This window comes from Candidatus Infernicultor aquiphilus, assembly GCF_002784285.1.
Taxonomy (GTDB): Bacteria; Atribacterota; Phoenicimicrobiia; order Phoenicimicrobiales; family Phoenicimicrobiaceae; genus Infernicultor; species Infernicultor aquiphilus.
Genome location: NZ_PFKO01000175.1, coordinates 411 through 617, shown reverse-complemented (window position 1 = coordinate 617; position 207 = coordinate 411). Strand labels below are relative to the sequence as shown.

Genomic DNA, 207 nt, shown 5'->3' with positions numbered 1-207 from the left:
CTATCTTGACGTATTGGGGTATTCCACCGAAATAATTAAAGGCATTGATATGACATCTGATAAAGGTCTCTACCCTCTGGTCATAGACTATCTCGTAATAGTCTAAGCGAGAATAGGATAACCGCATATTAAAGACCCAGGTCTTCCTCTTTTTGCCTTGGTACAAGGTATAGCCGAGATAGCCGAAATCAACCTGGGCTTCCTCCC

At 43.0% G+C, this 207-nt stretch carries 1 pseudogene; it reads right to left on the bottom strand.

The annotated features are described in order from the left end of the window. Positions 1-207: pseudogene (locus COZ07_RS04890) on the bottom strand (IS21 family transposase); the annotation flags it as partial.